15 protein-coding genes and 1 pseudogene are annotated in these 20,264 nt (G+C 61.5%); 4 read left to right on the forward strand and 12 right to left on the reverse strand.

Features of this window, described 5'->3' with window-relative positions:
- Positions 1–382: 382 nt before the first annotated feature.
- Positions 383–2,857, reverse strand: a complete 2,475-nt coding sequence (locus tag ETW23_RS09090; RefSeq protein WP_134829801.1) for a penicillin acylase family protein — start codon at positions 2,855–2,857, stop codon at positions 383–385.
- Positions 2,858–2,973: 116 nt separating this feature from the next.
- On the opposite strand from ETW23_RS09090, the gene ETW23_RS09095 reads away from it, so the two are divergent.
- On the forward strand, positions 2,974–3,846 hold the full coding sequence (locus ETW23_RS09095) for an NAD(P)-dependent oxidoreductase (protein ID WP_134829802.1): 873 nt from the start codon (positions 2,974–2,976) through the stop codon (positions 3,844–3,846).
- 107 nt (positions 3,847–3,953) lie between these two features.
- Here the strand turns inward: ETW23_RS09095 and ETW23_RS09100 are convergent, their stop codons facing one another.
- Both ETW23_RS09100 and hemB read right to left on the reverse strand, forming a co-directional pair.
- Positions 3,954–4,529: a YSC84-related protein gene (locus tag ETW23_RS09100; protein ID WP_134829803.1), complete on the reverse strand. Its 576-nt coding sequence runs from the start codon at positions 4,527–4,529 to the stop codon at positions 3,954–3,956.
- A gap of 151 nt (positions 4,530–4,680) precedes the next feature.
- On the reverse strand, positions 4,681–5,679 hold the full coding sequence (hemB, locus tag ETW23_RS09105; protein ID WP_134829804.1) for a porphobilinogen synthase: 999 nt from the start codon (positions 5,677–5,679) through the stop codon (positions 4,681–4,683).
- A gap of 183 nt (positions 5,680–5,862) precedes the next feature.
- Between hemB and ETW23_RS09110 the strand changes: the two genes are divergently transcribed.
- Both ETW23_RS09110 and mfd read left to right on the forward strand, forming a co-directional pair.
- Positions 5,863–6,405 carry a component of SufBCD complex gene (locus ETW23_RS09110; RefSeq protein WP_134829805.1) on the forward strand — a complete coding sequence of 181 codons (543 nt, stop codon included), beginning with the start codon at positions 5,863–5,865 and terminating at the stop codon, positions 6,403–6,405.
- 22 nt (positions 6,406–6,427) lie between these two features.
- Positions 6,428–9,892, forward strand: coding sequence for a transcription-repair coupling factor (mfd, locus tag ETW23_RS09115; protein ID WP_134829806.1), 3,465 nt, complete (start codon positions 6,428–6,430; stop codon positions 9,890–9,892).
- A gap of 57 nt (positions 9,893–9,949) precedes the next feature.
- Here the strand turns inward: mfd and ETW23_RS09120 are convergent, their stop codons facing one another.
- The 4 genes and pseudogenes from ETW23_RS09120 to ETW23_RS09135 form a co-directional block, all read right to left on the reverse strand.
- The gene (locus tag ETW23_RS09120) at positions 9,950–11,623 is read right to left on the reverse strand and encodes a tetratricopeptide repeat protein (RefSeq protein ID WP_134829807.1); all 1,674 of its coding nucleotides are present in this window, start codon (positions 11,621–11,623) and stop codon (positions 9,950–9,952) included.
- A gap of 60 nt (positions 11,624–11,683) precedes the next feature.
- On the reverse strand, positions 11,684–12,919 hold the full coding sequence (locus ETW23_RS09125; RefSeq protein ID WP_247676676.1) for a multidrug effflux MFS transporter: 1,236 nt from the start codon (positions 12,917–12,919) through the stop codon (positions 11,684–11,686).
- Between the two features lie 152 nt (positions 12,920–13,071).
- Entirely contained in the window at positions 13,072–13,737 is a 666-nt protein-coding gene (locus ETW23_RS09130; RefSeq protein WP_134829808.1) for a DsbA family oxidoreductase, read from the reverse strand.
- Positions 13,734–15,238, reverse strand: a pseudogene (locus ETW23_RS09135) (class I adenylate-forming enzyme family protein). Before ETW23_RS09135 ends, ETW23_RS09130 begins: the two are co-directional and overlap by 4 nt.
- 64 nt (positions 15,239–15,302) lie before the next feature.
- On the opposite strand from ETW23_RS09135, the gene ETW23_RS09140 reads away from it, so the two are divergent.
- Positions 15,303–15,926 carry a helix-turn-helix domain-containing protein gene (locus ETW23_RS09140; RefSeq protein ID WP_129370794.1) on the forward strand — a complete coding sequence of 208 codons (624 nt, stop codon included), beginning with the start codon at positions 15,303–15,305 and terminating at the stop codon, positions 15,924–15,926.
- A 29-nt stretch (positions 15,927–15,955) separates the two neighbouring features.
- Here the strand turns inward: ETW23_RS09140 and ETW23_RS09145 are convergent, their stop codons facing one another.
- The 5 genes from ETW23_RS09145 to ETW23_RS09165 all read right to left on the reverse strand — a co-directional run bounded on the left by ETW23_RS09145 (position 15,956) and on the right by ETW23_RS09165 (position 20,090).
- A complete protein-coding gene (locus ETW23_RS09145) occupies positions 15,956–16,186 on the reverse strand; it encodes a hypothetical protein (protein ID WP_129370795.1) in 231 nt (76 codons plus the stop codon).
- 129 nt (positions 16,187–16,315) lie between these two features.
- Positions 16,316–16,972, reverse strand: coding sequence for an MIP/aquaporin family protein (locus ETW23_RS09150; RefSeq protein ID WP_134829809.1), 657 nt, complete (start codon positions 16,970–16,972; stop codon positions 16,316–16,318).
- The gene (locus ETW23_RS09155) at positions 16,969–17,445 is read right to left on the reverse strand and encodes an arsenate reductase ArsC (RefSeq protein ID WP_134829810.1); all 477 of its coding nucleotides are present in this window, start codon (positions 17,443–17,445) and stop codon (positions 16,969–16,971) included. The genes ETW23_RS09150 and ETW23_RS09155 overlap by 4 nt, the downstream gene beginning before the upstream one ends.
- Positions 17,446–17,467: 22 nt before the next feature.
- Positions 17,468–18,304 carry a helix-turn-helix domain-containing protein gene (locus tag ETW23_RS09160; protein ID WP_134829811.1) on the reverse strand — a complete coding sequence of 279 codons (837 nt, stop codon included), beginning with the start codon at positions 18,302–18,304 and terminating at the stop codon, positions 17,468–17,470.
- Between the two features lie 70 nt (positions 18,305–18,374).
- On the reverse strand, positions 18,375–20,090 hold the full coding sequence (locus ETW23_RS09165) for an extracellular solute-binding protein (RefSeq protein WP_205879955.1): 1,716 nt from the start codon (positions 20,088–20,090) through the stop codon (positions 18,375–18,377).
- Positions 20,091–20,264: the final 174 nt, after the last annotated feature.

Raw genomic sequence — 20,264 nt, forward strand, 5'->3', positions numbered from 1 at the left:
TGGTGCTGGCCCGTCGCCGTCAGGGACAAAACTGTACCAGGTTTGGCCAAAGTCCATGTGCTCCCTGGCCAGCCGCCGTGCTTGGGCTGACGGTGTGTATTCGTGGTTGGCAGGGGCCGGAGGCTGCAGGCCGTTGCGTAGGACCCGGGCAAAGCCACCCGCAGTAGGGCTGCCCTGCTGTGCAGCCATCACCTGCAGGCTTTGAGTTCCGTCGAGCGCCGGCGGTTGCGCGGGGGAAATGAAATAGACGGCCGCCGCCGCCGCTAGCAGCGATAAGGAAAGGGTGTGAAGTTTCATAATTGTTTTCTCTGAAAAACTGGTGACGCTGCCAGCCGGAAATGCGGCCGGAAACTAATGATCAAAATGCTTTCTCCTTTACAGGTCAGCGCGGGGTAATCCGGGTTATGCCGACCGCAGCGGCGCGGGCGAGTTCCTCGTCCAAAGACATCGGGATGTATTCGCCGCGGCGCCACAGCTGGGCCATGTCGTCGTAGTAGCGCGACAGCGGGTGGCCGGACTGGCCGGTGGCGGTGATGAAGACGGAGCTGTCGGGGTCGGCAAAATCATAGACCCCGCGGTAGCCGGCAGAATGGGTGTTCTGGAACGGATCCGGGTCCTTACCTGAACTCTTGCCGCGCTGCAGGGTGTTGCCGCTGCCGCTGGTGGACTGGCGGATGTTTACGAAATAGCGCAGCAGCGGCACTTCTCCCAGCACCGGGTGGTCCTGCGTGGCCTGATGCGCATCGCCCCAGCGCAGCGATTCCAGCGCGGTGCCATAGCGTTCTTCGATCCAGATCAGCGCATCATCCAGCGCCAGCCGGGCCATATCAGTGCAGCTTTCTTCCGGAGCGCTTTGGCGCACGTCGCACCAGACGGCGGCACCATCGACATCGCGGTAGACCCGTTCAATGAACAACGGTTCCACATGGCGGAAGGTCTTGGCCACCGGACCCAGTTCATCGGTGATCAGCCGGGCCTGCAGGGCGCGCAGCCAGGCGGCATAGATCAGCGGTTCCGGCAGATGCTCGTTCATTTCACCGTTCCACTCCGACAGCAGGGTCAGGGCGATCTGGCGCTGGCGCTCGCGGGTGCCGGCAGGGGCGGCCTCGCCGGTGAACCACAGGTCGGCTCCGATCAGCGGCAAGAGGGTGCGGGCGGTGTAGGAGACCGTGTCCAATTGCGCCTCGATAAAGCTGTCGCGGGTATGCACTTCGCGGTTCTGCATCAGTTTTTCCCAGCGGTGGATGCGCTGGGTATCGCCCCAGTCAAAGGAGACGTGGTTCGGGAAGGGGCGGTCCAGGATCTTGTTGTTGGTATTGCCCAGGATGCCGCCTGCGGGGCTGGTGAATTCAGGGTTTTCCGCATAAGGCGCGCGGCCTTGCCAGCGGTTCTCCGGGTGCCAGCCCTGGCTTGGCATCCGGCCCTTGCTTTGGTGTGCGGCGTCGCGCAGCGGGAAGGCGCCTACGGTTTTGAGCGCAATTGTGTCCCTATCCGCCAGAGTCAGGTTTTGCGAAGGGGCGACAAAGCCTTCTCCGGCTGTGATTGCGTCTTGGACCGTGGTGCTGCGCATCAGGCCGATGGCAGCGCTCATTGAGGTATCCTTGGGGCTGAGCACAGTCCAGCTGAGCGAAACCACATGGCCGGGCGGGGTGATCCCGGCCAGTTTGAACATCGAACCGGGCAGCACCGGGCCGTTGTCTGTCCAGCGCAGGGTCAAAGTAACCGGCGCCTGGTCCTTGATCTTGATGATCGACGGGCGGGAGATGAATTCCTTATACCCTTCAACGCTCAGATACTCCTGAGGATTTTCCGGGTTGAGGCGTTCGATGAACAAGTCCTGGTCGTCCAGATAAGACGAGGTCACCCCCCATCCCAGCACGTCTGAGCGCCCCGTGATTATTGCCGGGATGCCAGGGATGGTGCCGCCGATCACACCGCCGGTGCCCAGTTCAAGCCGTGCCAGATACCAGACGCCGGGTGCGCTGAGACCCAGGTGCGGGTCATTGGCCAATAGCGTGCCGCCCGCCGCCGAACGGCTCGGGGCGGCGGCCCAGGCGTTGGAGGCCCCCGCCAGCCCGCGCGGAGCAACCGGAAACAGCAGGCTGTCTGCCTCTGCGGGCTTGGCAGCGGCGAACTGCCGGACGCCGGGAACCAGTGCTGCATACTCCGGCAGGGCAGTCAACCCTTTACCCGGCGCATCCGGCAGGATGTCCTTGATCCTGGCCGCATCATCCAGTGCCAGCGAAGTCCGGGCGCGCAGGATCTCTTCCTTCATGTGGCCGGACAGCTGCAGCGCCATCAGCTTCATGATTGCGATGCTGTCGGCGGGCTGCCAGGGCGCAACCGGCATGTTGAACAGGAACATCTCCGGCGCACCGCGGCCAAGCGCGTCTTCGTTGATCTCCTGCAGCCGGGCGTTGACGCCGGCGGCATAGGCCTTGAGCGCGGTCATCGCTTCGGGCGACTGCACCGCCGCGGATTGCTGCGCCAATCGGTAGATATCCAGCCGGCGCAGATACGTGTCGGTCTCAACCGTGCGGGTGCCGAAGATTTCCGACAGGCGGCCCTTGGCGGTGCGCCGCATCACTGCCATCTGCCACAGGCGGTCCTGGGCATGGGCATAGCCGAGGCCAAAGTAGACATCCTCGTCGCTGGCGCCGAAACTGCCGAAGATATGCGGTACATTGGCGTTGTCGCGGACAATCTCGACAGGCGAGGAGAGGCCGGGCAGGGAAAGCTCTTTGTTGTATTCGGGCAGTGACTGCGAAGCCAGGTAATAGACCAGCAATGCGGCCAGTACACTTAGCAGAATCAGGCCGGCAGCTATGCGCAGAAGCCAGCGGAAAAGATGTCCCATCAGCGGTTGTTTTCCCTTGGGTTTTGTCATTTCCAGCCGCTTGGCAGATTGCGCCCCGCGGCGGCGGTGGTAGGGTTGGCGCCAACATAAGCGAAGACAGATCAAGGGAAAAGCAGATGGCAAAAATCGCGTTTCTGGGGCTCGGCGTCATGGGCTATCCGATGGCCGGGCACCTGCAGGCTGCGGGCCATGAGGTCACCGTCTACAACCGCACCGAAGCCAAGGCCAAGGCCTGGGCCGCCGAGCATGGCGGCCAGTTCGGTGCCACACCGCGGGCGGCTGCGGCGGGGGCGGAGTTTGTAATGGCCTGCGTTGGCAATGACGACGATCTGCGCTCGGTCTGCCTGGGGGCGGATGGTGCCTTTGCCGGTATGCGCGAAGGCGCGGTGTTTATTGATCACACCACGGTGTCGGAAACCGTGACCCGCGAATTGCATGGCGCGGCAGAAGAGAAAGGCGTGTTCTTTGTTGATGCACCGATTTCCGGCGGTCAGGCAGGGGCTGAAAACGGTGTGCTGTCAATTATGTGCGGCGGAGACGAGGCCGCTTACGCCCGGGTTGAGCCGGTGATGGCTGCCTATTCCAAAATCTGCCGCCGGATCGGCGGCAGCGGGGCGGGACAGCTGACCAAAATGTGCAACCAGATCGCCATTGCAGGGCTTGTGCAGGGCTTGAGCGAGGCGCTGCATTTTGCCGAGAAGGCCGGGCTGGACGGGCGCGCGGTGGTCGAAGTGATCAGCCAGGGCGCGGCGGGCAGCTGGCAGATGGCCAATCGTTACGAGACCATGCTGGACGATCATTTCGAGCATGGCTTTGCGGTGGACTGGATGCGCAAGGATCTGGGTATCTGTCTGGACGCAGCGGATGAAACCGGCGCCAGCCTGCCGGTCACAGCTCTGGTGGATCAGTTCTACAAGGACGTGCAAAAGATGGGCGGCGGGCGCTGGGATACCTCGTCGCTGTTCAAACGGCTGCGCAAACTGAACTGAGGGTAAGGTAAAATGGCCTTTCCGGCAGGAAAGGCCATGCCTCCGGCGGAGGTATTTTCAACCAGAAAGAAGCGAAGGCCGTGAGCCTTGGCCGTTTCCCGGGCTGATCAGGGGATGATGCGGGTGTATTTGGTGCCTTCCAAGGTCGCACCAACGCGCAGGCCTGCCTGGGCAAAGACCACTGCAAGCACCGGGGACGTCAGGGTATTGGTGTCGGCACTCAGCGCGTTGCCTTCGTCCTTGATCACATATTCCACATCCGCGCCTGCCGCCCAACCGGACGAGCGGCGGAAGCCGGCCAAGGCGCCTTCGGTCATGAAGAACAGCACGTGGGCATACTGCTGAGCGCCGATCTGCAGGCCCGCATTGCCTTTGTAAGTGGCGTAATAATCGACGGTCACATCGTTGATCCGCAGGGCGCCGCGCCCATAGGCCCCGCCAAATACAAAGCCCGCCTCAGTGACCAGCGGCATTACCAGCATGCCGGTTGCCTTATCGGCCAGGGTACGGGTGTTGGGGTACTGGCTGTACATTTGGTTCAGCGTGCTATCAACGCGGGCGTCGATGGTCGCGCCATTGCTGTTGCCTATGCCGTTGCCGCATGCGGCGGTAACGCCGGCGCCGGCCAGAGCCGTCAGGGCAAAGCCGCGGCGGGTCATGCGGGAAGAGGAAAAACTGCTCATTTCTCAGGTGCCTGTAATGATTTGCTCCAAGGCCGGTATGCTCCGGCTCTGATCGAATGTATACGCGGAAAACCGCTGCCTGTCATCTGCTGCCAGCTGGACAGCGGCGGCTTCCCGCTGAAGTGATCCGCATCTGCATTGAATGACTGGGTCAGCCGTTCAGCAGCCGGGCCGCGGCGGGTGCGAAATAGGTCAGAATGCCGTTGCAGCCCGCCCGTTTGAAAGCCATCAGGCTTTCCATCATCACCTTTTCGCCGTCGATCCAGCCGTTTTGCGCTGCGGCCTGGATCATCGCGTATTCGCCCGAGACCTGATAGGCATAGGTCGGCACGCCAAAGGCGGATTTCACCCGGTGGCAGATGTCGAGATAGGCAATGCCCGGTTTGACCATCACCATGTCGGCGCCCTCCATCAGGTCGCGCTCAATCAGCCGCAGCGCCTCGTCGCTGTTGGCCGGGTCCATCTGATAGGTTTTCTTGTCGCCCTTCAGCGCGCCCGAGGCACCGACCGCATCACGGAACGGCCCATAATAGCCGGAGGCGTATTTGGCGGAATAGGAGAGGATCGCCACATTGTGGTGGCCTGCCTTTTCCAGCGCGCTGCGCATCGCCCCGATCCGCCCGTCCATCATGTCGGACGGTCCGATGATGTTGGCGCCGGCATCGGCCTGAGCGAGCGTCATTTTGACCAGCGCCTCGACGGTGGCGTCATTGACGATCTCGCCATCGACCACATAACCGTCGTGGCCGTTGATATTGTAGGGGTCCAGCGCCACGTCAGTCATCACTGCGATATCCGGCGCCGCATCCTTGATCGCGCGGATTGCGCGATTGGTCAGGTTGTCCGGGTTCCAGGCCTCGGCGCAATCTTCGGTTTTGAGCGAGGCATCGGTGTAGGGAAACAGGCAGATCGCCGGGATCCCCAGGGCCTGCGCCTCAACCGCGGCTTCGGCAATCTTGTCCACCGAACGGCGCACCGCACCGGGCATCGAAGCGATCGGTTCCTCAACGCCTTCCCCTTCACGGACAAACACCGGCCAGATGAAATCAGACGGCGTCAGAGTGTTCTCCCGGACCAGGTCACGGATGGCCTGGCTGGCACGGGTGCGGCGCAGGCGGGCGGCGGGAAAGGGCGCGACGGTGGGCTTCATGGCGGTCTCTCGTTTTGGCTTGCCCATGGGTGGCATGGAAGCGGCCCCGGGAACAAGGGGCACAATCGCCGCGCCCAAAAACTTGTGCGGCAGGCAGGGCTTGCCTGTGCGCGCTTCCCGGTTGATATAGGGCCGGTTGACAAATTCCAGCCCGAGGATCTGCGGGCACAAGCGGGGGCTGGCGTGGATCTGCTTCATATTATCTATGAGATGATTGAGCTGCGGTCATTCTCCAACCTGTGGTACTGGATTGCGCTGGCGGTGCTCTGGTCGACGGCCAGTAACAGGATCCTGGGGGTGCCCTATGATATGGTCCAGCGGGCGCAGCGAAATGGCGGCCAGGCGGAACGCGATCTGGAGGATATGGTCCGGGTCAATGTGAACCGCCTGCTGTACATCTCCGAGGTTTCAGGCCCTTGGCTGGTGGCGCTGTCCTGTTTCGTGATGTCCGGCCTGGCTGTGCTTGGCTTTGTCTTCCTGATGGAGATTGCCCAGGCTGTGTTCCTGCTGGTGTTTCCGATGTCTGTGGTCGGGCTGATCAGCTTTTTGACCGCGCGCCGGATCGCGCAGGAAGGTGCCACGGGCGGGGAGCTGCGCAGAAGATTGGCGTTTTGCCGGCTCTATGTGCAGGTCGTCGGGGTAATCTCCATTGTGGTCACCGCGTTCTGGGGCATGTATCAAAACCTGACCATCGGGCATTTTAACAGGCGGGCTGAGACCGATTGAGGACACCCGGAAAGGAAAAGGCATGGCACAGCGTGCAATCACCATGGGCGGCGCGCCCGAAGGGTTTGATGCCCGGCTGATCCTGAAGGAAGTGCAGAAATCCGGCGCGCCGGTTCTGCATGTGGCGCGTGACGACAAGCGGATGGAGGCAATGCGGTCGGCACTTGCCTTTTTTGCGCCGCAGATGCCGGTGTTTGTCTTTCCCGGCTGGGATTGCCTGCCATATGACCGGGTATCGCCGAACGCCGATATCTCGGCTGCGCGGATGGCCACGCTGGCGGCCCTGGTGCATCAGATGCCCAAGCAGTTTGTGCTGCTGACCACATTGAACGCCGCCAACCAAAGGGTGCCTGCGCGCGGGGTGCTGCGCGAGGCGGCCTTTACTGCCCGTGTCGATCACCGGATTGACGAAGGCGCGCTGCGCAATTTCCTGGTACGCATGGGGTTCACCCAAAGCCCGACGGTGATGGAGCCGGGCGACTATGCGGTGCGTGGCGGTATCATCGATATATTCCCGCCGGGGGAAAGCGGCCCGGTGCGGCTGGATCTGTTCGGCGATGTTCTGGATGGCGCACGGCGGTTCGATCCGGCCTCGCAGCGCACCACCGAGAAACTGGAGGTGGTGGAGCTGGCGCCGGTGTCCGAAGTGATCCTGGACGAGGCGGCAATCACCCGGTTCCGTCAGAATTACCGGATTGAATTCGGCGCCGCCGGTACAGATGATCCGCTATACGAGGCAGTGAGTGCAGGGCGCAAGCATCAGGGGATCGAGCATTGGCTGCCGTTCTTCCATGAAAAGCTGGAAACCCTGTTCGACTACCTGCCGCAGGCGACGGTGACGCTGGATGATCAGGTAACACCGGCACGGCTGGCGCGCTGGGACACCATCGAGGACCAGTTTGAAACCCGCAAACACGCAATGGCGCAGAAGGGACGGATTGATACCGTCTATAAACCCACGCCGCCGGGCCTGCTGTATTTGGATGACGCCGCTTGGGAGACCGCATCGGCCGCGCACCGCGTGGTGCAACTGCACCCGCTGCCGCAGGCCTCGGGTCCTGGCACCGCGGATGCCGGCGGGCGGATCGGGCGCAACTTCGCACCCGAGCGGCAGCAGGAAAGCATCAGCCTTTTCGGTGCTTTGGCATCCCATATTAAGGCGCGGATGCAGGAGGGGCCGGTTCTTATTGCCTCTTACTCCGAAGGGGCGCGCGAACGCCTGACCGGGCTGATTGAGGATGAAGGCCTGGCAGAAGCCATCCCGGTGATGGATGGCACGCGGATCGGCAAAAGCGGCCTGCATCTGGCGGTCTGGGCTCTGGAGCACGGGTTCCAGGCGCCGGACATGACGGTGATCTCGGAGCAGGATGTTCTGGGCGACCGGCTGATCCGGGCACCCAAGAAACGCCGCAAGGCCGAGAACTTTCTGACCGAAACGCAATCGCTCAGCCCTGGTGATCTGGTGGTGCATGTGGACCATGGCATCGGCCGCTACAAGGGGCTGGAAGTAGTGACGGCGGCAGGTGCTGCGCATGAATGCATCCTGCTGGAATATGCCGAAGCGTCCAAACTGTACCTGCCGGTCGAAAACATCGAACTGCTGTCCAAATACGGCCATGACGAAGGTCTGTTGGACCGGCTGGGCGGCGGCGCCTGGCAGGCCAAGAAGGCCAAGCTCAAGGAACGCATCCGCGAGATGGCGGACAAGCTGATCCGCATTGCAGCTGAACGCGCCCTGCGCAAGGCACCGGTGATGGACCCGCCGCCGCATGCCTGGGAGGAGTTTTCTGCCCGCTTCCCCTATCAGGAGACCGACGACCAGCTGCGCGCCATCGAGGACGTGATGGAGGATCTGCACTCCGGCCAGCCGATGGACCGGCTGATCTGCGGCGATGTGGGTTTTGGCAAGACCGAGGTGGCAATGCGCGCGGCTTTTGTCGCGGCGATGTCCGGCCTGCAGGTGGCGGTGGTGGCACCGACTACACTGCTGGCACGCCAGCACGCGGCCTCCTTTGCCGAGCGTTTTCGCGGGTTTCCTTTGCAGGTCAGGCAGTTGTCGCGTTTTGTTAGCACCAAAGAAGCCAGCCAGACCCGTGAAGGGCTGGCCAAGGGGACCGTCGATATCGTTGTTGGAACCCACGCGGTACTGGCCAAGAACATCAGGTTCCAGAACCTCGGGCTGCTGATCATCGACGAGGAACAGCACTTTGGCGTTGGCCACAAGGAACGGCTGAAACAGCTGCGCAGCGACATCCATGTGCTGACGCTGACGGCCACGCCGATCCCGCGCACACTGCAGCTGTCGCTGACCGGTGTGCGGGACCTGTCGATCATCGGAACCCCGCCGGTGGACCGTCTGGCGATCCGCACCTACGTCAGCGAGTTTGACACTGTTACTATCCGCGAGGCGCTGCTGCGCGAGCATTACCGCGGCGGGCAAAGCTTCTATGTGGTGCCGCGGATCACCGACCTCCCGGATGTCGAGGCGTTCCTGCAGGCACAGCTGCCTGAACTCACCTATGTGGTGGCGCATGGGCAGATGGCTGCGGGCGAACTCGACGACCGGATGAACGCGTTTTACGACGGCAAATTTGACGTCCTGCTGGCAACAACGATTGTGGAGTCGGGCCTCGACATTCCGACCGCCAACACGATGGTTGTGCACCGCGCCGACATGTTCGGCCTGTCGCAGCTCTATCAGATCCGGGGCAGGGTGGGGCGTTCGAAAACCCGTGCCTATGCCTATCTCACCACCAAACCGCGTCAGCGGCTTACACCGGCGGCAGAGAAGCGGCTGCGGGTGCTGGGCTCGCTCGACACATTGGGCGCCGGCTTTACCCTGGCCTCGCAAGACCTTGATCTCCGCGGAGCGGGCAATTTGCTGGGCGATGAGCAATCCGGCCAGATGCGCGATGTGGGGTATGAACTGTACCAGTCGATGCTGGAGGAGGCGATTGCCAAGATCAAGGCGGGTGAGATGGAGGGCCTCTCGGACGCTGATGCGCACTGGGCGCCGCAGATCAATCTGGGCGTGCCGGTACTGATCCCGGAGACCTATGTGCCGGATCTGGATGTGCGCCTCGGGCTGTACCGCCGCCTGTCGTCGCTCTCGACCAAAGTTGAGCTGGAAGGATTTGCGGCTGAGCTGATCGACCGTTTCGGCAAGCTGCCGAAAGAGGTCAACACGCTGATGCTGGTGGTGCGGATCAAGGGAATGTGCAAACGCGCAGGCATCGCCAAGATGGACGGCGGGCCGAAAGGCGCAACGATCCAATTCCACAATGACAAATTCGCCTCGCCTCAGGGGCTGGTGGAGTTCATCCAGGGCCAAAACGGTCTGGCCAAGGTAAAGGACAACAAAATCGTCGTGCGCCGGGACTGGAAGAAAGACAGCGACAAGATCAAGGGCGCCTTTGCCATTGCCCGCGACCTGGCAGAGAAAGTCGTGGCAGAGAAGAAAAAGGCCAAGGCAAAAGCGAAAGCTTGATACGCAGAGCCAAGGAAATTCGAATTTCCTTGGCAAATGTCTTCGAAGACATTTTGCTCAGCTGCAGCACCTGTCCGGCTTCATTGCTGCCTGTGCGCAGAAACAGGACGCAGCCACCGCCTGGTCGGCGCGGGCAAGCGCCATATCGAGTTTCTGCTTTATGTGCCGGATTTCAACGGTTTCGCCGCGGGCCTTCAGGCAATCATGCAGGCCTTTCAGGCTCCAAATATTGTCCGGATGGACCGACGCGCGCGGCAGAGTACCATCCAGCCCCAAGTCCGCACGGTAGACCGCCTCGGCTTCTCCCGAGCGGCCCTGCTCAAACAGCAGCGCCCCAAGTGCGTGGCGGCTGGGCTGCATCCAGCCCCAGGGCTCATCATAAGGCAGGTTATCGTCCAGCTCGGCCGAGCGGCGCAAATGGGCAAAAGCCGTGTCATAGTTCTCTTTGCGGTACTCAATCTCACCACGCAGCATTTCGGATGCGATTTCAAGCAGATCCACGACGCGGTTGTTGTGCAGCAGGCGGGTTTCCGGAACGCGGCTCTTGGCGGCGCGGAACAGCTGCTCCTCCGCTTCGGCCTGTGACACCCGGCCAGTTGCGGCAAATGCGATGGCGCGGGCGTAATGGGTGTTGGCGGTCAAGGTGCAATAGAGCGCTGGGTCTTCAGGCAGCTCCAGCGCCATGGCCTCCTCCCAGCGGCCAAAGCGGACCAGGATGTGCGGGTGCATTGCCATGTAGCTTTCAAAGAAATCCGCGATAGGCGGGCTTTCTACCAGCAGCATTTCCGGCGGGGTGGTGTCCAGAATACCCTGATTGGCCTGCAACGCAGGTTCAATCTGCCCCAGGAACATCGCGCCGAAGATGACGAAGTGGTAGTTATGCTGGCGGTAGCCGGTGTAAATGTTGAAGGCGCCCTCACGCGCGTAGAACTTCAGATCCGCCTCAATCGCTTTCCGGTTCCAATGCACCACGCTGTGATAGTCACCGCAAAGCACGTCGATATGGGTCGGCATATGCACCAGATGACCTGCGTCCGGCACCAGCGTGCGCAGGACATCGGCGGCCTTCAGGGCTTTTTCCGGCGCCGGCGACATCTCCATCAGATGCACATAAAGATGCAGCAGGCCGGGGTGCCTCATCGCGCCGGGGTCGTTCTCCATTGCCCATTCCAGAACCTCCTGCGCCTCCAATGTCGCGGCCCCTTCGGCGGGCAGGCCGGTTTGCAAGTCCCACATTTTCCAAGGTGTCAGGTTCAGCAGGCTTTCGGCATAGACCGTGCGCAGATCCAGATGATCCGGCCAGGCGGCAAACGCCGCGCGCATGGCGTCGGCAAAGGCATAGTCCCAGATGTGCATGTCCTCCACCGCCTCGCGCTGGGGATAGCGGGCCTGAAGGGCATGGATCAGCTGCCGCTCGGCCTCTGTGCAGCCCTCTAAACAAGCCAGTGCAGATTGGGCGGCGTCATACGCCTGTGCCAGATCTTCGGCACGGCCTTTGCCGTCCCGCAAGTTCCAGGGCAGATTGTAATTCGGGCCGGTTGCATAGGCCACGCCCCAATGGGCCATGGCGCAGCCGGGATCATACGCCAACGCCTGCTTGAAGCATTTGACGGCTTCTTCGTGGTTGTAGCCATAGGTCCAGACCAAGCCGCGGTCGAACCACTTTTGCGTCTCGGGCGAAGCTGCCGTTACCAGACAGGAATGGCTGCCGAGATCATAATCGTAACCCATGAAAAAACCTCCCCAAGTATTTGGAGAGGTTAGGCAGAGGCGTTGATCCGGACAAGATAGTTATTCTGCGGGCAATTGCGCCTCGGCCCGTGCCATTTGCAGCATCAGCAGGAACGCAAGGCCGGCCATTGTCAGCAGCCCTGCAGCCAGCGGCAGCAGTGAACCGTCAAACAGCAGGCCCACTGGTGCCGCAATGGCAGCGGCCAGAACGGTGGAGATCGCACCAATCACCGAGGCCGCCATGCCGGCAATATGGCCCATCGGCTCCATTGCGATAGCATTGAGATTGCCAAGCGTGGTGCCGGCCAGAAAGAAAACGCTGGTCTGCCAGGCGACAAACAAGCTGAACAGCAGCATTTCCGGCAGCGCCTGACCGCTGAGCACCAGCATCACTGCGGAAATGCAGACCTGCGCAGCCAAGGACCAAGTCACGATCCGGCGCATGCCAACACGGACCACGATGGCCGCATTCAGCAGGCTGGCGGTGCCTGCCATCAAGGCCACAAATCCAAACCAGAAGGGAAAGCTGCCAGCGCGGTCAAAGATCACGTCATAGACCTGCTGCACCATGGTCAGCATGGTGAACAGCATGCCTAGGCAAAGGGTCTGCACAAGAATAGACAGGCGCACAGCCGGGTGGGCGAACATTTCCTTTACCGCGCCCAAAAGCAGCGGCAGACGGAAGGGGCGGCGGTTCTCCACCGCCAGGGTCTCCGGCAGGCGCAGGCCCATCCACATCACGATGAGGATGGCGAAGATGGCAAAGGCCAGGAAGATGCTGCGCCAGCTGGAAAAGGCAATGATGCCCGCGCCCAGCATCGGTGCAAAGGCGGGAACCAAGGTGAAGATCATCATTGCAATCGACATCATCCGGGCCATTTCCCGGCCCGAGTACAAATCCCGCACGATGGCAATGCCGACAACCCGCGGCCCTGCGGCACCCAACCCCATGACGACGCGGGAGGCCAGCAGCAGCTCCAGCGATTGCGCCTGCCAGGCAACGGCAGAGGCTGCGATGTACAGCGCAACACCGCCGGCTATGACAGTCTTGCGGCCAAAAGCATCGGACAGCGGGCCGGTAAAGAATGTGCCGATGCCCATGCCCAGCACAAAAGAAGTCAGCACCAGCTGGGCGCGGTTAATGTCATCCGGGCTAAGTGCCTGGCCGATTTCAGGCAAGGCGGGCAGCATCGCGTCGATGGAAAAGGCGATGGTGGCAAACATCATCGCGATCAGGGCAATGAATTCGGCCTTGGCCATGCCGTGGGCCGGAGAGTGTACCTGGGGTTGTGACATTTGAAACCTCTAACAGCTCTTCAGATGTTTCCGGGGAACAAGGCCGGTCCGGGAGCTGTCCGGCTCCGCTATCACGAATCCGCATACCGGGCCAGCGCCCGGCTGCACAGCAAACTGTGCATTGTTGCGATGCTAAGCAATTTGCCGCGAGGTTATTCGTTCTCTGCGTCTTTCAGCTGCTGCAGAATGTCTTCGATCACCTGCTTCCACAGTTCCGGCGGCTGGGCGCCGGGCACGGCGTGCTGGCTGGCGACAATGAAGGTCGGCACCGAAGTTACCCCCATCTTGCGGGAATGGGCGTCGCGGTCCTGGATGGTCTGCACATCACTGTCGCCTTGCAGCAGGCGTGCGGCGACATCTGCATCCATTCCGGCCTCGCGTGCGACACCGGCCAGAACCGCGTGGTCGCCGATGTCCTTGGCGTCCACAAAGTAGGCTTGGAACAAGGCATCCACCACTTCAGTCTGCTTGCCTTCGATTCCAGCCCAATGGATCAGCCGGTGTGCATCCAGTGTGTTTGGCGTGCGTGTCATCGCCTCGAAATTGATCGTCAGCCCGGCGTTTCCGGCGTGTTCCACCACTGGGGCATAAGCCTTAACCGCGCCGTCCTTGCCGCCGAACTTGCGCTCCAGATAGTCGCGCCGGTCCATGCCTTCGCGCGGCATGTCCGGGTTCAGCTGGAACGGGTGCCATTCGATAACAAAGGGATGATCCGGCACCTCGGCCAGTGCCTTGTCCAGATGGGTCTTGCCGATATAGCACCAGGGGCAGATCGGGTCCGACAGGATGTCGAGCTTGACGGTGGTCATTTGGGTCATCCTTTGAACAGGGCGGGCAGGGCGCGGCGCAGCAGCTTGCCATTGGCGCCTGCAGGCAGCGCGTCGAGATGAACATAAGCGCGGGGCTGCTTGTAACGGGCCAGGCGCTGGGATGCAAAGGCCTGCAGTTCTGCGGCGTTCAACTCTTCGGGACCGGTATAGAAGGCGGCGATGATAAAGGTGTCCGGCTTCACCTCTACCGCTGCGGCGCCGGCTTGTGTGATGCCAGGATGGGCGGCCAAAGCGGTTTCGACTTCAATCGGGGACACGCGGTAGCCGCCCGCATTCATCATGTCGTCAGCGCGTCCCAGATAGCGGATCTGCCCGCCGCCGGTCATTGCGCCCTGATCACCGGTCAGGAACCAATCCCCCTGATAGCGGGCGGCAGTTTCTTCCGGCGCGTTCAGATAGCCAAGCATCAGCCCCGGGTCCGAGCGGTGGATGGCGATGGTGCCTTCCTCATCCACCGGCACCGGTCCGTCAGGGCCGAGAACCGCGACCTTGCGGCCCGGTTGCGGCTGCCCGAGTGCTCCGTCCTGTGCTGGGCAGGACGGCGAAGATGAAATGAAGGTCGAGCATTCAGACATGCCGAAAGCCTCAAACAATCCGCGGCCTGTTGCGGTGTCCCAGGCAGCGTGCAGATGGCGGGAAAGCTTTTCACCAGCGCAAAGCCCATGCCGCAAGTCCGGCAAATCGAGCGGGCCGGATTGCAGCAGTTTCCGGTAGACGCCGGGGCCGCAGCAAAGAGGGTTGCACGGTGGCGGCGCAGCAGCGCGGGCAGGTCCTCTGGCGGGGTTCCGGGGAGTGGGATCAGCGCCGTTGCACCCGCCGCCCAGGGGTCCAGCAGGCCGGTGCCCAGGGTGTAGGTCCAGTTGAACGCACCGGCGTGCAGCAGCCGGTCATCTGCTGTCAGACCGTACCAGCCCTCCACCATCATCTGCCGCGCCCAAACCGCCCGGTGGGCGTGGGCAACTGCACGCGGATTTCCGCTGGTGCCGGAGGTGTAGACCACATAGGCGCGCCGCTCGGGGTTGCCAAAGGCGTAGTCGCAGGGAGGCAGATGGTGCATATCCAGCAAGCGGGCCGTACTGATCTGCAGCGGGTGACTCGCGCAGGGCACAGCCGGGTCGCGCAGCACCGCAGCCGGGTTCAGATCCGCAATCATCCGGGCGGTTTCTGGCGCTGTCAATTGGGATGAGGTGGGCACCGGCACCAGTCCGGCGGCAATGGCGCCGAGGTAGGCAATGGGAAACTCAACCGTGTTCCCCAGCCGCAGCAGCACAATATCTCCAGGTTTCATTCCCGCCTTGAGCAGCCCTGTCCCGGTTCCGCGCACCGCTGCTTCAAGCCGGGCATAACTCCAGTCTTCGCAGGTATCGCCCGCCAGAACCGACAGGGCGGGTTTTTCCGCCAGCCGACGGGCATGGCGCAGCACATGGGCCGCGAGATTGAAAGGCGAAGGGCAGGGCGCAAAAGGCCCCTGATCAAAAACGGACAGCATGGCAATTGGCTAGCCCGCGCCGTCCTGCGTTGCAAGCTGCGCAGGTGCGGCTTATAGAGTGGCTATGACAAGCCGTGACCCGAAGTCCCTGATTACCATCGCCCGTGCAAACGGCGGAGATAACGAAGCAGAGCCATTGGACCTGGGCGCGCGCGTGCGCGAACTGCGCAAAGCGCGGGATTGGACGCTGGAACATGCTGCCAATCAGGCCGGGCTGGCGCGTTCGACCTTGTCCAAGATCGAAAATGGCCAGATGTCACCGACTTACGAGGCGCTTAAGAAGCTGGCGGTGGGCCTGCAGATCTCGGTGCCGCAGCTGTTTACCCAGCCGCAGCGCGGTCAGGTGAACGGGCGGATGACGGTGACCAAATCCGGTGACGGTTCGGCCCATGCCACCGCGACATATGAGCACGAGCTACTGGCGGACGGTATGTCGCGCAAGCAGATGCTGCCGTACCGGGCGCGGGTGCGGGCGCGGTCACTGGATGAGTTTGACGGCTGGGTGCGCCATGACGGCGAGGAATTTCTGTATGTGCTGACCGGGGTGGTTAAGCTCTACACGGAATTTTACGAGCCGATTGAAATGCGCCGCGGTGACAGCGCCTATTACGACGCAGCCATGGGGCACAATGTCATATCTTCCAGCCCCGAAGATGCAATGATCCTCTGGGTGACATCGCTGGCTTGATCCTGAGGCCTGAAACAGCGGCTGCGTTGCTAGTGCGGCCGCCCGTCCAGTTCTCTTAGCAGGCTTTCAATATAAAGGAAGTCGTCCACTTCCTCTCTGGCTTCGTTCAAGGTGAGGTGATGGGTGCGGGCCAGATAGGCAACAAATCTGTCCCGGTCATCCACGAGTGACGGAGCGTTGCAGGCTTTCAGATGCGGAAAGCGCTGTTTGATGCGGGGCATCCTGTCAATCCAGCTGGCAGCTGCTGTCTGTACAGGCATTGGGGGGCCTCCCTGACAAACTGATTATGGTTGTTGGACCCTCATGCTAGCATTTTTTCTGCCGTCGCGTAACGTCGGCTCCGGGGCATCAGCCCAAGGCCGCTGTGTTAAGCGGTTTTTTGCCAGCGCCTAGGCCGGTGCGAACAGCCGGGGCAGCACCAGATGGCCGATTCCAACCGCAATCAGCTGCATCACAATGAACATCGGGATATGCCCCGGATAGATGCCCGCAAAGGTGTCGCTGAAGCCGCGTGCGATGGTCACTGCCGGGTTGGCAAAGCTGGTCGAAGAGGTGAACCAGTAGGCTCCGGTGATGTAGATTCCAACCAGAGCAGGCACTGTATCAGGACGCGACCGCAGCCCGCCGAAGATCACGAACAACAGGCCGAACGTGGCCAGGATTTCGGAAAACCACTGCGCTGTTCCTGTTCGGTGCATAGTCTCAGAGCTTTGCAAAACTGCAAGATCAAACATTGCATGGCAAGCCCAGACCCCCAGGATCCCGCCTCCGATCTGCACCAGAACGTAAGGTGTCACCGCACGCCATTCATGTTCGCCGCGCAGGGCGAAGGCAAGAGTTACGGCCGGGTTGAAATGGGCGCCTGAAATCGGCCCCAGGGTATTGATGATCGCATAAAGCATGCAGCCGGTGGCAACGGCATTGGCCAGCAGGGCCAGCGCCACGTTCCCGCCCGCCAGGTTTTCAGCCATGATCCCGGAGCCAACAACACCGACCAGCAGCATGGCTGTGCCCAGCCCCTCGGCCAGCAGTTTTTGGATAGTCATTGGATTTCTCCGATCAGTTTAAGCTGCTGCGTCAGTTCGGTCGCATTCATGGAGTCAAACGGCACATCGAGCAGCGCCTTGGCGCGCTTTTCCAGCGTGGCATAAGCCGCGCGAAAGGCGGTGTCCCATTCCGGTTGGTCCGCGGCAGCCGGATCTGCGACGCCCCAATGGGCGCGAACCGGTGCGCCGGGCCAGACCGGGCAGGTTTCGCCGGCTGCTGCGGCGCAGACGGTGATCACTATGTCCATTTCCGGTGCGCCTTCAGCGGCAAACACGTCCCAGCTCTTGGAACGGGCACCGGTGGTGTCGTGGCCGAGTTCTTCCAGCAGCACCAGGGATTGCGGATGCACCTTGCCGGTGGGGTTGGAGCCTGCAGAAAACGCGCGGATGCGGCCAGTGCCCAGGGTGTTGAAGATCGACTCCAGCAGGATGGAGCGGGCGGAGTTTCCCGTGCAGAGGACAAGAATGTTCATGGGTTTTGACCGTTCTATAGAGTTAGTCGGAAGAATTCACGCGGCCGATGCCGTCAACCTGATGCTGAAGCGAAATGCGGTCGAGTGTGTCAAAGGGCAGCGCTGCAAAGGCATTGATCCGGTTGCGCAGCAGCCCATAGGCTTGCTGAAAGGCCAGGCGACGTTCGGCATCGGTGCCTGTCGCCCTGACCGGATCTGCCAGCCCCCAATGGGCGCTCATCGGCTGGCCGGGCCAGGCCGGGCATTCCTCATTGGCGGCGTGGTTGCAGACGGTAAAGATGAAATCCATGCCAGGCGCGTCTGCCACGGAAAATTCATCCAGATCCTTGGAACGCAAGGCGCTGGTGTCATAGCCTTTGGCCTGTAGCAGAGAGATTACTTCGGGGCGCGGGCCAGATGAAGAATGGCAGGTCCCTGCTGAATAGGCGCGGAATTTGCCGTCGCCGTATCGGTTCAGGATGGCTTCTGCCAGCAGCGACCGCGCGGAATTGCCAGTACAGATGAACAGAACGTTAAACGGGTGCTCAACCGTCGGCATGACCCTTTCTTCATTCGCGAAAGGGCTGCAGATATCGGGCCGGTTCTGGCAGCAGCCTGTCAGCAAGTTATCAAACATGCCGCGCAAGCCAGGCAGATCGGCGGTGTACATCAGCGATGTTCCGGTACGGCGCTGGCTGATCAGCCCGGCCTGTTTCAGGACTGACAGGTAAGCAGAAGCCGTGTTGGGCTTGAAGTCCAGCGCCGAGGCGATCTCACCCGCCGGAACTGCGTCCGGATAGCGCCGCATCAACAGGCGGAACAGCGCCAGACGGTTCGGATGTGCAAGGGCGCTGAGCTTATCTGCAATATTTAATTCCATATTTCGTGAATTATGGAATTAAAGACCGCAAGTCAACTGCCTCACCCATCGAAAGCCGCTGGTCAGCGCCTCAGTCTGATTGATACCACCAGACATCCGGCATGAATCCGGTCCGGTCGCCGTAGATCGGCAGGTATTCCGGAAACCGCATTTCCTTGACATGGGCGATCCGCCCCGCATCGAACCGCCAGAATGGAATGACATAGCGCCCTGCGGTCAAAACCCGGTCCAGCGCCCGCACGGCGGCGGTGAAATCCTCAGGGTCCTTGGCTGTCAGCATGGCATCAATCATCGCTTCGGCAGCGGGGTTGTCCATGCCCATCAGGTTGCGGCTGCCGGGCTGGCTGACGCCGCCGCTGCCCCAGTAATAGCGCTGTTCGTTGCCGGGGCTTAGCGACAACTCCCGGCGGTAACGGGTGAGATCGAAGTCATAGGCGCTTTGGCGTTCGACATACTGGGCATTATCGACGGTTTCCGCCGTTAGGGATATGCCCAACCGCTCCAGTGCGCGGGCATAGATTTCAGTGATGGTCTTCATCTCGCCGTCGCCTTGGCGGATCAGAACGGTGAACTCCAATGGCGTACCATCGTTCTTGCGCAGCACGCCGTCTGTGACGCTCCATCCTGCATCGGCCAGCAGTTGCATCGCCTTGCGCAGATTTCTGCGGTTGCGCTTGCTGCCATCGCCCTGCGGCAGCGCGTAGCCTTCCAGCGTCCCGGGCAACAGCGTGTCTGCAAACGGGGCCAGCAGTGTGCGAACCTCTCCAGCAGCTGCGCCGGGCAGCATGCCTAGTTCGGATCCCGAGAAATAAGAGGTGATCCGCGGCTGCACGCCGCCAGTCACGGTGCCGTTGATGTATTCAAAATTGAACGCTAGCAGCAGCGCCTCGCGAACGCGCCAGTCATCCAGCGGAGCCCGGCGGCTGTTCATCACCAGCCCGGTCATGCCGGAGGGGCGCTGATGCGGGATTTCGCTTTTGACCACATCGCCGCGGGTCACCGCCGGGAAGTTATAAACACTGTCCCATTTGTCAGCATTGAATTCCCGCACCGCGCTCAGCTCGCCTGCCTTGAAGGCTTCGAACAAAACTGTTGCATCGCCAAAGAAATCCAGGCGCAGTTCGTCAAAGTTCCCGGTACCGCGCCGAAAGGGCAAGTCTTTGCCCCAATAGTCAGGGTTTCTGGACAGGGTAACGAAACGGCCGGGTTCGAAATTCCGGACCACATAAGCGCCGGTGCCAATCGGGGCGCCGGGCAGGTCATCGGCACCGAATTCCTTGTCCTGCCATTGCGCCTTTTTAAGGATCGGGCGCAGTCCGGCGATCAGTGCCAGCTCGCGGTCATTGGCGTTGAAGGTCAGGCGCAGGCTGCGCGGTCCGGTCTGTTCAATCCGCGCCACCTTGGTCCAGAAACCACGATAGCGCGGGTGGCCTTGGGTGCCCAATGTCTTATACGACCAGATCACATCTTCGACGGTCACCGGGCTGCCATCGGAGAATCGCGCCGCCTCCCTAAGGGTGAATTCGACCCAGGAGCGGTCCTCGGGCACCTCAATCGATTCGGCCAAAAGACCGTAAAGCGTAAATGGCTCATCCCAGGAGCGGCCCATCAGGCTCTCGTATCCCCAGAACCTCAGCTGCCACGGCGCGGTCCCCTTAAGGGTGAACGGGTTCAGTGAGTCAAAGCCGCCGGTATTGCCGAAAACCACCTTGCCGCCCTTGGGCGCATCGGGGTTGGCATAGGGTAAAGACACAAAATCGGGTGGCAGCGCAGGCGCCCCATACATAGCTATGCCATGACCTGATTCTGCCTGCGCAAAATTCGCAGCAAAAGCCAAGGTGATTCCGGTCAGTGCCGCACCGGGATTCAGGAAATTTTCTTTTCGCAGTTTCACAACAATCCCGCTCTGCCCTTATTTTCTTGCTTCTGCACGCTACGTGCGCTTTTTCGTCTTTTCAAA

It is taken from the genome of Leisingera sp. NJS201 (genome assembly GCF_004535885.1).
GTDB lineage: Bacteria > Pseudomonadota > Alphaproteobacteria > Rhodobacterales > Rhodobacteraceae > Leisingera.

Excerpts from the sequence above, each read along its gene's own strand:
- ETW23_RS09090 (WP_134829801.1), bottom strand. The coding sequence starts at position 2,857 with ATGGGACATCTTTTCCGCTGGCTTCTGCGCATAGCTGCCGGCCTGATT.
- ETW23_RS09095 (WP_134829802.1), top strand. The coding sequence starts at position 2,974 with ATGGCAAAAATCGCGTTTCTGGGGCTCGGCGTCATGGGCTATCCGATG.
- ETW23_RS09100 (WP_134829803.1), bottom strand. The coding sequence starts at position 4,529 with ATGAGCAGTTTTTCCTCTTCCCGCATGACCCGCCGCGGCTTTGCCCTG.
- hemB (WP_134829804.1), bottom strand. The coding sequence starts at position 5,679 with ATGAAGCCCACCGTCGCGCCCTTTCCCGCCGCCCGCCTGCGCCGCACC.
- mfd (WP_134829806.1), top strand. The coding sequence starts at position 6,428 with ATGGCACAGCGTGCAATCACCATGGGCGGCGCGCCCGAAGGGTTTGAT.
- ETW23_RS09120 (WP_134829807.1), bottom strand. The coding sequence starts at position 11,623 with ATGGGTTACGATTATGATCTCGGCAGCCATTCCTGTCTGGTAACGGCA.
- ETW23_RS09125 (WP_247676676.1), bottom strand. The coding sequence starts at position 12,919 with ATGTCACAACCCCAGGTACACTCTCCGGCCCACGGCATGGCCAAGGCC.
- ETW23_RS09130 (WP_134829808.1), bottom strand. The coding sequence starts at position 13,737 with ATGACCCAAATGACCACCGTCAAGCTCGACATCCTGTCGGACCCGATC.
- ETW23_RS09140 (WP_129370794.1), top strand. The coding sequence starts at position 15,303 with ATGACAAGCCGTGACCCGAAGTCCCTGATTACCATCGCCCGTGCAAAC.
- ETW23_RS09145 (WP_129370795.1), bottom strand. The coding sequence starts at position 16,186 with ATGCCTGTACAGACAGCAGCTGCCAGCTGGATTGACAGGATGCCCCGC.
- ETW23_RS09150 (WP_134829809.1), bottom strand. The coding sequence starts at position 16,972 with ATGACTATCCAAAAACTGCTGGCCGAGGGGCTGGGCACAGCCATGCTG.
- ETW23_RS09155 (WP_134829810.1), bottom strand. The coding sequence starts at position 17,445 with ATGAACATTCTTGTCCTCTGCACGGGAAACTCCGCCCGCTCCATCCTG.
- ETW23_RS09160 (WP_134829811.1), bottom strand. The coding sequence starts at position 18,304 with ATGGAATTAAATATTGCAGATAAGCTCAGCGCCCTTGCACATCCGAAC.
- ETW23_RS09165 (WP_205879955.1), bottom strand. The coding sequence starts at position 20,090 with ATGTATGGGGCGCCTGCGCTGCCACCCGATTTTGTGTCTTTACCCTAT.